The 11,724-nt window shown below is 23.2% G+C and carries 6 protein-coding genes, 2 tRNA genes and 1 pseudogene; 5 read left to right on the top strand and 4 right to left on the bottom strand.

What is annotated here, in order from left to right:
• Positions 1 to 4 precede the first annotated feature (4 nt).
• The 3 genes from ONB78_RS00520 to ONB78_RS00510 all read left to right on the top strand — a co-directional run bounded on the left by ONB78_RS00520 (position 5) and on the right by ONB78_RS00510 (position 3,116).
• Positions 5 to 1,081 carry a hypothetical protein gene (locus tag ONB78_RS00520; protein WP_274095900.1) on the top strand — a complete coding sequence of 359 codons (1,077 nt, stop codon included), beginning with the start codon at positions 5 to 7 and terminating at the stop codon, positions 1,079 to 1,081.
• 33 nt (positions 1,082 to 1,114) lie between these two features.
• The gene (gene lepA, locus ONB78_RS00515; RefSeq protein WP_274095898.1) at positions 1,115 to 2,908 is read left to right on the top strand and encodes a translation elongation factor 4; all 1,794 of its coding nucleotides are present in this window, start codon (positions 1,115 to 1,117) and stop codon (positions 2,906 to 2,908) included.
• 134 nt (positions 2,909 to 3,042) lie between these two features.
• Positions 3,043 to 3,116, top strand: a tRNA-Asn gene (locus ONB78_RS00510).
• Between the two features lie 26 nt (positions 3,117 to 3,142).
• Here the strand turns inward: ONB78_RS00510 and ileS are convergent.
• The 3 genes from ileS to rsmA all read right to left on the bottom strand — a co-directional run bounded on the left by ileS (position 3,143) and on the right by rsmA (position 7,520).
• Positions 3,143 to 6,541 carry an isoleucine--tRNA ligase gene (ileS, locus tag ONB78_RS00505; protein WP_274095897.1) on the bottom strand — a complete coding sequence of 1,133 codons (3,399 nt, stop codon included), beginning with the start codon at positions 6,539 to 6,541 and terminating at the stop codon, positions 3,143 to 3,145.
• Between the two features lie 65 nt (positions 6,542 to 6,606).
• Positions 6,607 to 6,679 (bottom strand) — tRNA-Met (locus tag ONB78_RS00500).
• A 76-nt stretch (positions 6,680 to 6,755) separates the two neighbouring features.
• Complete coding sequence (gene rsmA, locus ONB78_RS00495; RefSeq protein ID WP_274095896.1) at positions 6,756 to 7,520, bottom strand: 16S rRNA (adenine(1518)-N(6)/adenine(1519)-N(6))-dimethyltransferase RsmA; 765 nt, start codon at positions 7,518 to 7,520, stop codon at positions 6,756 to 6,758.
• A gap of 16 nt (positions 7,521 to 7,536) precedes the next feature.
• Between rsmA and aspS the strand changes: the two genes are divergently transcribed.
• Entirely contained in the window at positions 7,537 to 9,213 is a 1,677-nt protein-coding gene (aspS, locus tag ONB78_RS00490; RefSeq protein ID WP_274095895.1) for an aspartate--tRNA ligase, read from the top strand.
• Between the two features lie 21 nt (positions 9,214 to 9,234).
• On the opposite strand, the gene ONB78_RS00485 is transcribed toward aspS, so the two are convergent.
• Entirely contained in the window at positions 9,235 to 10,362 is a 1,128-nt protein-coding gene (locus ONB78_RS00485; protein ID WP_274095892.1) for a PCRF domain-containing protein, read from the bottom strand.
• A 212-nt stretch (positions 10,363 to 10,574) separates the two neighbouring features.
• Here ONB78_RS00485 and rho point away from each other — a divergent pair.
• Positions 10,575 to 11,720, top strand: a pseudogene (rho, locus tag ONB78_RS00480) (transcription termination factor Rho); the annotation flags it as partial.
• Positions 11,721 to 11,724 lie beyond the last annotated feature (4 nt).

Genomic DNA, 11,724 nt, shown 5'->3' with positions numbered 1-11,724 from the left:
AAATATGACTCATCTTAAAATAGAAAAATTGTTATATAAAAGTTTTAAATATAATATATTACCAACAGGTATCTTAATTTTTGGATCAGAAGGATGTGGTCATTTGAAATTAGGAGTAAAACTTATAAAGTTTTTTTTTAAAAAAGATATCTTAAAACAGAATGTTTTGCCTCATCCTGATATTCTTTTTATGTATCCTTTGCCAAAAGAGAAAAACAAAATAGATGAGATATTTATTAAGTTTTTAGTTAAAAAACCTTATGCGAGTTTATTCAATTGGAAAAAAGAAATAAATTCTGAAAATATAGATTTAAAAATTTCTTTGTTTCAAGTTGAATATATTTTAAAAATCATAAATATCAAACCTTATGAATTATCTCATAAAATAGTAATAATATGGATGTCAGAGTATTTAAATATTTCTGCTAATAAGAAGTTATTAAAGATTTTATATTCACCAAGAAAAAATGTAATATTTGTTTTTATCTCAGAAAATGAAAATTTCTTTCTAAATAATTTTAAATCTATAGTATATAGAATAAATTTAAATACTATTTATAACTATAATATAAAACCAATTGAAATACAACTTAAAAAAAACTTAATTAGAAAATTAATAGTAATAAATATATTAAAAATATGCGATACGAATAAGAGCTATAAATATTATTATTATAAATATTATAATATTGAGCATTATGATTTATTTGATAAATCTTTAAAGAAGAATTTTATTGTTTGGATGAGACTATTATTTGGGTTAAAAAATAAAATAGATTTATTATTTAAATGGTGTTCTAATATTAATTTATGGAGTCGGGATAAAAAAAAAATGTTTCTTTTATTTTCATTAGAAATTTTTAGAATAGCCCATCGTTATAATTATGATAAGAATTACATGAATCCATTTTGGTCTGCTAAAAATTTTAATTGGAAAAATTTTTGTAAATACATAAATACTAAAAAAGTAAGTTTTATAAATAAATTAATTACTGAAGTAATAGAAGGAATTGAGAATTTTTTGATTTTTTGGTTTAGTATATTGGATTTATCTTTTAATCTTAATAAAATATTATATTAAGAAAGTCTTATTAAGTTTATTTTAACGTTTCATATGAAATATATTAGGAATTTTTGTATTATAGCTCATATAGATCATGGAAAAAGTACTCTTGCAGATAGATTCTTAGAATATACTAATACTATTTCAAGAGAAAAGATACTAAAAAAAAACCAATATTTAGATAACCTTGAAATTGAGAGAAAAAGAGGAATAACGATTAAAAGTCATCCGATTCAGATGGAATATACTCTTGAAAATAAAAAATATATTTTAAATCTAATAGATACACCAGGTCATGTAGATTTTTCATATGAAGTTGAAAGATCTATTTCAGCTTGTGAAGGTGTATTGTTATTAGTTGATGCTACCAAAGGAATACAATCACAGACTATCTCGAAAATTTCTTTAGCAGTAAAAACAAAAAAAAGAATAATACCTATAATAAATAAAATAGATTTACCTAGTCTGAATTTAGAATATCTTAAGCAAGAGATGTGCTACTTATTAAAATGTAATCTGCAGGATATCTTGTGCATTAGTGCAAAACAAGGTATAGGTATAAAAGAAGTAATTTCTAACTTAATACAAAAAATCCCAGCACCCTTAGGGAAGAAAAAAGACAATTTGCAAGCTTTAATATTCGACTCTGTATATAATTCATTCAGGGGAGTGCAAATATATTTTAGAATAATAAATGGTGAAATATATAAAGGACAAAAAATTAAGTTTTTGTCTAACCAAAAACAATATTATGCTCATGAAATTGGAATTTTAAAGAATACAAATATTTCTAAAAACAAAATTTCGACTGGAAACGTAGGTTACTTAATACCTGGAATAAAAAATCCATCTGAAATTAAAATAGGAGATACATTAACTGATGCTAAAAATCCCAATTCTAAAGCTCTTAACGTTTTTCAAAAAAAACAACCAATAGTGTATGCTGGAATATATCCAACGAATCCAAATAAATATAAATATTTAAAAACTTCTTTAGAAAAATTACATTTAAACGATTCTTCATTATTCTTTATCCCTGAAAATACTGAGACGTTTGGTTTAGGTTTTAGATGTGGTTTTTTAGGATCACTGCATATGGAAATTATAAAAGAAAGATTAGAAAAAGAATACAATTTACAAGTAATTCTTACTATTCCTAATGTAAGATATAAAATTACTTTAAAGAATAAAGATGTTAAATTAATTAATTCTCCTAAATCCTTACCAGATAAAAACAAAATTTCCTATTTTGAAGAACCTTATGTGAAAGTTAAGATTTTTATAAGATATGAATTTATTGGTACTATTCTAGATTTAGTAATTCATAAAAGAGGAAAATTGCTTTATCAAAGATATTTAAGTACTTCTAAAATAGTATTGGTTTTTGAAATTCCTTTTTCTGAAATAATAATAGATTTTTATGATAGTATTAAAAGTTTATCAAAAGGATATGCTTATTTCAATTACGAAAATATTCATTATAAAAAATCTGATTTAGTAAAAATAAACTTTTTAATAAATAGAAGAGTAATTGATGCCTTTTCAATTCTTATAGAAAGAAGTAAATCATTGCTTTTAGCTAAGAAAATCTGTAATAAGTTAGCTAGCGTAATACCTAATAAACAATTTGAAATTCCAATACAAGCAACAATAGATAATAAAGTAGTTTGTAGAATGAATATAAAACCTATACGAAAAGATGTAACTTATAAATGTTCTGGCGGAGATCTTTCAAGAAAACGTAAGCTTTTAGAAAAACAAAAAATAGGAAAACAAAAGATGAGAATAATAGGAAATATTGTTTTACCTAAATCAATTATACGTTCTGTTTTAACACTTAATTAACACTTAAAAATTGCAACTTATTCTAGATTTAGATATAAAATCTAATCAATTACATGTTGTTACAATTACGTATTATAAACTTTTGTAGAAATAACAAGTCTAAAGCGTAAGCTAGATTTTTAATTCGGGAATATTCCTCAGTAGCTCAGTTGGTTAGAGCACCTGACTGTTAATCAGGGTGTCGTTGGTTCAAGTCCAGCTTGAGGAGTATGAATAACCCTGCTGAAATTTGTTTTATAAGATTTGTATATATATTTTTCTTTTATTTAGGTAAAAATATTCTGAAATTTGTTTTTTATTTATAATTATTTTTTTAACTAAAGTTTCATTTTTAATCTTTTTAGAATATTTCTTAATAGTTTGTAAGAACAAAGAATCTTCAGTGTTCAAATAGATTCTTATTCTTTTAGATACATAAAATTTTTGTTGTTTTCTTAAACTTTGAATTTGTTTTATAAAATCTCGTAATAAACCTTCTAATTTTAACTTTTTAGTTAATTGTGAATCAATTCCAATAATAAAATTTTTATTAATACTTAATTTCCAGTTGGTTTTTGATTTATATTCTACTAGAAACTCTTTAAGATTAAGAGTAATTTTTTTGTTATTTATTATTAAATTAATTTTTTTCTTTTCTAATAAGTTACTTTCTTTATTTTTGATATAATTAAGAATTAATCTAAGATCTCTTTTATATTTAGGTCCTAATACTTTATAATTAGGTTTCAGATTTATTTTAGCAATTTTCTTAATTGTCTTAATCTCATGAGAGAATTTCATTTTATTTACATTAACTTCAGTTTTAATTAAAGTTAATATTTTAGTTGCTAATAACTTATTGTTAAAGATTTTCTTGTTTAAAATAATTACAATAGCTTTATTCAATTTATGCCTAACTTTTATATTTAGTTTTTTTCTAATAGCTAATATTTTGGAAGTAATATATTGTGCTAATTTCATTCCATTTTCTATTGATAGATCTATAACTTTTTCGTTATAAGTTGGAAATTGTTCTAAGTGTACACTTTCAATTTTTTTATTAATTTGATTAAGATTCTTATAAAAATAATCCATAAAAAAAGGTGCAATAGGTGATGATATTTTAAAAATATTAATTAAGCATATATAAAGAGTTTGATAAGCGTTAATTTTGTCTTCATTATAATCATTTTTCCAATATTTTCTTCTAGAAAGACGAATATACCAATTACTCAAATCAAAAATTACAAATTTTTCTATTTTTTTTGCTACTTGAAAAAGATTATATTTTTGATAAAATCTAGAAGTATCTTTTATTAAAGAATTTAATTTCGAAATAATCCATATTTCTAATAGAGATAATTTGTTAATTATTAATTTTTCATTATTTGGAACGAAATTATCTAGATTAGCATATAATGAAAAAAAGGAATATGAATGAAATAAAGTTAAGAAAAATTTGTAAGTTCTCTTTTTAATACAATTTTCATTAAATTTAATGTTTTTCCAATGTTTAGAATTAGAAATTAGATACCATCTAATTGGATCAGCCCCATATCGTTGAAAAAGTTGTACTGGATTAATGGTGTTTCCAATATTTTTAGACATTTTTTTACCTAATTTATCTAAAATAAAACCATTTGAAATTGCAGTTTTAAAAGCAACCGAATTGTAAATGATAGTAGCAATAATGTGTAAAGTAAAAAACCAGCCCCTAGTCTGATCTACACCTTCACAAATAAAGTCCGCTGGAAAATTTATTTTCTTTTCGATTAATTTTATATTCTCAAAAGGATAATGGAATTGAGCATACGGCATAGCACCAGAATCAAACCATACATCAAGAATTTCTGGTTCTCTTCTTAATGGTTCATTGGTTTTAGACACTAAGATTACTTTATCTAAATTATGTTTATGAAGGTCTATTTTAGAATAATTTTTAGTGCTCATATTTCCAATTATAAATTTTTTAAATGGATTTTTTTTCATATATCCTGCATAAACTGATTTATCTATTTCATTGATCAATTCTTCAATCGAACCTATTACTTTTTCTTCATCTTCTTTATTAGAACGCCAAATTGGTAAAGGTATTCCCCAATATCTAGTTCTAGATATATTCCAATCTTTTAAGGACTTTAACCAATTTTCAAATCGTTTGAGACCAGTCTTGATAGGTATCCAATTTATTAATTGATTTAATTTAATTAATTTTTTTTTATAGCTTGTAGTTTTAATAAACCACGAATTAATAGGATAATATAATATTGGAGCTTGAGTTCTCCAACAATGTGGATAAGAATGAATATTTTTTCCAATGTTAAAAATTTTATCTTTTGTTTTTAAATATAAAGCTAGTTTTATATCTGTAGATATTTCAGATTTCTTAGTTTTCTTTGAATACTCTTTCTTAAGAAATTGTCCACTAAATAATGGATGTAAATTTTTTATAAATCTTCCTTTTTTATCTACTAAAGGAATTAACTTATTCTTTTTACCTTTTATCATCATCAAAGGTATATTATTTGTTTTGGCCAATTCAAAATCTTTTTCTCCAAAAGTTGGCGAAATATGCACAATGCCTGTTCCGTCATATTGACTGACGAAGTCGCCAGCTATAATTTTAAAAGCGTTTTCCAAACATTGACTTTTATCAGGTTTTTTCCAACGAATAAGTTGTTCATAAGCTGTATTCAATAATACTTTACCTTTAAATTTTTTTATTATTCTATATGGAATCTTTTTACTTTTTTTTTTAAATAAATCAATTTTTTTTTTAGTTTTTAAAAACAACCTAATGTCTAAATTATTAGTTAAACTTTTTTCAGAAATAATAATATTAATTCTTTCTAATGTTAAAGGATTATAAGTATTTATTAATACATAAGAAATATTTTTACCAATAGCTAATGCTGTATTAGAAGGTAAAGTCCAAGGAGTAGTCGTCCAAGATAATATATAGATATCATCTTTAATCTCAGAAAATTTTTTATAGAGATTTGGTTTTTTCATTTTGAATTTAACTACTACTGTGGTGGTATTTAGTTTTTTATAACAACCAGGATAATTTAATTCATGTATACTTAACCCAGTACCTGCTAATGGCGAATAAGGTTGTATTTTAAAATCTTTATAAAGATTTTGTTTTAAATAAATTTTTTTTAATAACCACCAAACGGTTTCTATATATTTTGCATCATAAGTGAAATATGCCTTGTTAAAGTCCAACCAATATCCAATATTATTACTTAATTCTTTCCAGCTTTTCAAATTTTTTATAACTAACTTTTTACATTTTTTATTAAATGTTTTTATTCCAATTTTTTGTTTTATTTCGTCTTTTGATATACCAAGTTCTTTTTCTAGAACTAATTCTACTGGTAAACCATGAGTATCCCAACCAGCAATTCTATTTACTTTATTATTTTTTAAAGTAAAGTATCTACAGAAAATATCTTTAATAGATCTAGAAAATAAATGATGTAGACCAGGGATTCCATTGATCGACGGAGGACCTTCATAAAAAACTACATTATTCTTATAATCTCTTGAGAAACATTTCTTAAATATATTTTTTTCAGACCAAAATATTTTGATTTCTGTTGAAATTTCATCCATTTTTAAGTTTTGGTATTCTTTAAATGTCTTAACCATGTTGCAGTTTATTTGTTTCTTATAAGTTCAATATTCTATATATTGTAAAATTAAATTATATAGTATTGCGGGGACAGGACTTGAACCTGTGCGCTTCGGGTTATGAGCCCGACGAGCTACCATCTGCTCTACCCCGCTAGTCTGAAAAGAAAAGACTAAAAAGAAGAAAGAATATATATTCTTTATAGTTTCAGAAACTTATTTTTGATATAATTTATTCAAATTTAATTACTTGTCTACTAATATTAGTAAAATCTACTATTGATAATTGCTCAACCCTTTTATTAAAAATTGGATTACTAAGAAATTCATTATCAAATAATATTTTGTTTAAAGAATTTTTTATTTGTTTTCTCCTTTGGCTAAAAGCTGTTTTTACTATTTTCTTAAGTATTATATAATTTATAGATATATTTTTTTTTCTTTTTATTTTTATAACAGATGATTTAATTTTTGGTTGTGGGCTAAAAACTGAATTACTTACTGTAAATAAATATTTAGTTTGGAAATAAGTTTTTATCAAAATAGTTAATACACTGATATTTTTTTTTCTTTTCTTTTTATTTACTATTCTGTCTGCTACTTTTTTAGGAAACATACCTACACATTCAGTTATAAACTCTTTATATTTTAATAAATAAAATAAAATCTGTGATGATACACTATATGGAAAATTTCCGAGTAATATAAAATTTGTTAAATTAAAATGTAACGGATTAAATTTGATAATATCAAGATTTATTATTCTTTCTTTTAAAGAAGGAAATTTTGCTCTTAATATATTCACATATAAAGTATCTAGTTCAATTAGCAATAACTTTGATTTTAATAAATATTTGGTTAATATCCCATTTCCTGCTCCTACTTCAAGAACATTTAGTGATTTTTTATTTTTTTTATAGTAAAGTGCATTAACTATTTTTTTTGCTATATTATTGTCAATTAAAAAATTCTGTCCTAATTTTTTAGCATATTTCATAATCATATTACTATATATGAATATTATAAAATATAGAACTCATACTTGTGGTGAATTAAATACAAACAACATCGGACAATATGTTATTCTATCTGGTTGGATTCATAATATAAGAAATTTTGGATATTTTAGTTTTTTGGATTTAAGAGATAGATTTGGTATTACTCAACTAAAAATTAATAATCAAATTTATAATACTTCTGTTATAAGTAATGAAAGTATAATTACAATAAAAGGAACTGTTTTGGAAAGATCCAAAATAAATGAGAATCTTTATACAGGAAAAATCGAAGTATTAGTTAATAAGATAAAAGTTTTAAATGATTCTAAAAAAATTCCAATAATAATAGCTAATAAGAAAAATAATGAATCTATTAGATTAAAATATCGTTATTTAGATTTGCGTAGTGAGTTATTAACTAACAATATTATAATGCGGAATAAAACTTATATAGAAATTAGAAAATATTTATTAAATTGCTCATTTCTAGAGATTGATACGCCAATTCTAAGTGTTCCTACTTCAGAAGGAGCAAGAAACTTTACTGTTAAATATAGATTTGATCAAAAATATTCTTATTCTTTATCTCAATCTCCTCAGATATTTAAACAACTTCTAATGATAGGAGGCTTTGATAAGTATTTTCAATTTGCTAAGTGTTTCAGAGATGAAGATTTTCGAAGGAATAGACAAATAGAATTCACTCAATTAGATTGTGAAATGTCTTTTATTAATTCTGATGAAATATTAAAAATATTCGAAAGATTAATAATCATATTGATTAAAAAATTGAACGGAGAAAATATAAAAAGGATTAAAAGAATAACTTATAAAGAAGCAATTGAAAAATATGGAACAGATAAACCAGATACTAGATACAGTTTAAAATTTACAAATATAACTAAATTAGTTTTTAATGATAAGATAAATATAGTTAAACAAAAAAAAGAAACAATAGCGATAAAAATTCCTTTTTATTTTTTCAAAAATAATAATAACGTTTACAAATCTTTAATTAAAACCGTAAAAACAAATGATATTAAAATCAAAGATATAGTATTTATAAGTAATAATATAGTGAATAAAGCAAAATATAACATAACAAAAAAAATAAAAAATAATATAAAAAAATTGGTTAAAGCTAGTAAAAAAGATATCATAGTAATATTTTTTGATCAAAATTTTTTGAAATTAGGAAAACTTAGAAAAACAATATATAAGACTTTAAGACCCAAACTAAAAAAAAAAATTTCTCCATTATGGATAACAAAATTTCCTTTATTTAAAAAAGTAAATAATAAATTAAAGAGTGTTCATCATCCTTTTACAGCGCCAATACCAGAACATATAAAGTATTTAAAAACCAAACCAGAAATTGTAAAATCTCAATCTTATGATTTAATAATTAATGGTATAGAAATTGGCGGAGGTTCAATAAGAATTAATAAAAAAGATTTACAAAAAAAAATTTTTAGCCTTCTAGGATATAGCAAACAAAAAATTAAAGTTGAATTTGGTTTTTTTTTAGAAGCTTTAGAATTTGGAACACCACCGCATGGTGGAATAGCTTTCGGTATAGAAAGACTTATGTCAATTTTAACTTTAGAAAAGGACATAAAAAATTTTATAGCTTTTCCAAAAAATAAATATGGAATAGATTTAATGTGTAAAACACCAAGAAAAATTTTATAACATTTCTTAAAGTGATTATTTCTATCTTAGTTTTTTTTTTAAATTATTTAAAAGGTTCTCTATTTTACCATTCATAAATTCTTCTAAGTTATAAAAAGATTTATTGATTCTGTGATCTGTTACCCTGCCTTTATGAAAATTATAAGTTCTAATTTTTTCTGATCTATCTCCAGATGAGAAGAATAACTTTCTTTTAGAATGAATTTTTTCTAGTTGTTTTTTAACTTTTAAATTAAAAATTCTATCTTTTAAAATTTTTAGCGCTTGTTTCAAGTTTTTGTGCTGTGAACGTTCTGCTTGGCATTCTGCAATAAGACCTGTAGGCAAATGAGTTAATCGAATTGCAGTTTCAGTCTTATTAACATTTTGTCCACCTGCTCCTCTTGATCTAAAAGATTCTCTTTTTATTTCTTCTTGATTCAGTGAAATATTCATTTTTTTTTTTAGTTTGGGTAATACTGCCACAGTAATAGCTGAAGTATGTAGTCTTCCTTGTGATTCAGTTTTAGGAATTCTTTGTACGCGATGTACTCCAGATTCATATTTTAATATATTGTATACGTTATTACCAGAAATTTTAAATATTAGTTCTTTATAACCTTGATAATTACTATAAGTAGAATTTAAGATTTTAACTTTCCATGAAAGTTCTTTAATATACATACTATACATTCTAAAAATTTCTTCAACGAATATACATGCTTCATTCCCCCCTGTTCCAGCTCTTAATTCTATTATTGCACTATTTATTTCCTTAACTACTTTGTTTTCCACTGATTCTCTTTTTATTTCTTTTTCAGAAAATTCAGCTTTTATTTTGTTTTTTAAAACAGTGTTTTTTTTTCTTAAAACAGTTATTTCAGAAGTTATAGATTTTATTAATTTTACATCATTTGACTTATATGCTAGATAAGTTAAATCGAAAATTTCTTTATTATTTGTTTTATATTTATTAAATAAATATAGTATTTCATTATATCTTTTATATTTTTGAAAAAGTGATATTAATTTCTCATCATTTTTAGATTTTTCTTTTTTGTCAGTTATTATATCTATTCTATCGAAATAATATTCAAGCAAATTTTTATCAAGCAAATTTTTAATTTCTATTTTTATTTGTTTTAGTTTTTTTAAAGTCTTTATATTCATCTTATAATCATATTTAAATATCTAAAAATATGTTTTTAAGAATATAAACAATTGAAAATATATGAAATTAATGCTAAAAACTTGTTAAGAACAAATAATAATAAATATAATATGAATTATTTCATGTACAAAAACCATCTATAAATAGATTGAATTGGTTCAATAATTCTGAAAAACTTGTTTTTAAAAAAAATATAATTAAAAGAAGATTTTTAATATGTGAAGGTGTATTAGAAATAATAAATAACAAATTTGGCTTCTTAAGATCATCTAAATTTAACTATCTTTCTTCCAGTGATGATATCTATATAAGTAATACTCAAATTAAGTCATTTTGTCTAAAAACTGGTGATACACTTAAAGGAAGTATAAGATATCCTAAAAAATGTGAAAGATATTTCTCTTTGAAAAAAATATTTCGTATAAATGGAAGAAACCCGTTTTTACTAATTAATAGAGTATCTTTTAAGATTTTAACTCCTTGGTATCCTAATGAAAAATTAAAAATTTCTGGACTATTCAGTACATACTCAACTAGAATAATAGATATGTTTGTACCTATTGGTAAAGGCCAGAGAGGAATGATAGTTGCGCCTCCAAAAACAGGAAAGACAACTTTATTGAAAGAGATAGCGAATACTATATCATTTAATCACCCAGAAATATATTTAATAATCCTTCTAATAGATGAAAGACCTGAAGAAGTAACTGATATTAAAAGAGATGTTAAATGTGAAGTTATCTCTTCAACTTTTGATGAAACTTATCAAAAACATGTAAAAATTGCTAATTTAGTCTTAAAGAAATCTAAAAGATTAGTTGAAGGTGGACATGATGTTGTGTTATTATTAGATTCCATTACCAGATTAGCAAGGGCTTACAACACACTTACTCCATCTTCTGGAAAGGTTTTATCAGGTGGGGTAGAAGCTAAAGCATTACATAAACCAAAAAAATTTTTTGGTGCTGCTAGAAACATTGAAGGTGGTGGCTCATTATCAATATTAGCTACTGCAATAATAGAAACAGGTTCCAAAATGGATGAAATAATTTTTGAAGAGTTTAAAGGAACAGGTAATTTTGAACTACAATTAGATAGAAAAATAGCTAATAAAAGAATATTTCCTGCTATTAACTTGTTAAAATCTAGTACTCGGAAAGATAATTTATTAATTGATTTAAAGACTTTAGAAAAGATTGTATTTATAAAAAGTAAACTGTTTTTAATTTATCGCTCTCCTTCAGATGTTATTAAGTGCATTAGAGAAAATCTTTTTAAGACATCTAATAATGATGATTTTTTAGAATTAATGTCTAACTATACTAACTATACTAAATCTCACGAATCAAAACATTAGTATT

This window comes from Candidatus Karelsulcia muelleri (assembly GCF_028673255.1).
GTDB lineage: Bacteria > Bacteroidota > Bacteroidia > Flavobacteriales > Blattabacteriaceae > Karelsulcia > Karelsulcia muelleri_D.
Note: the sequence above shows the minus strand (reverse complement) of the source record. Positions and strands in the feature narration are given on the sequence as shown.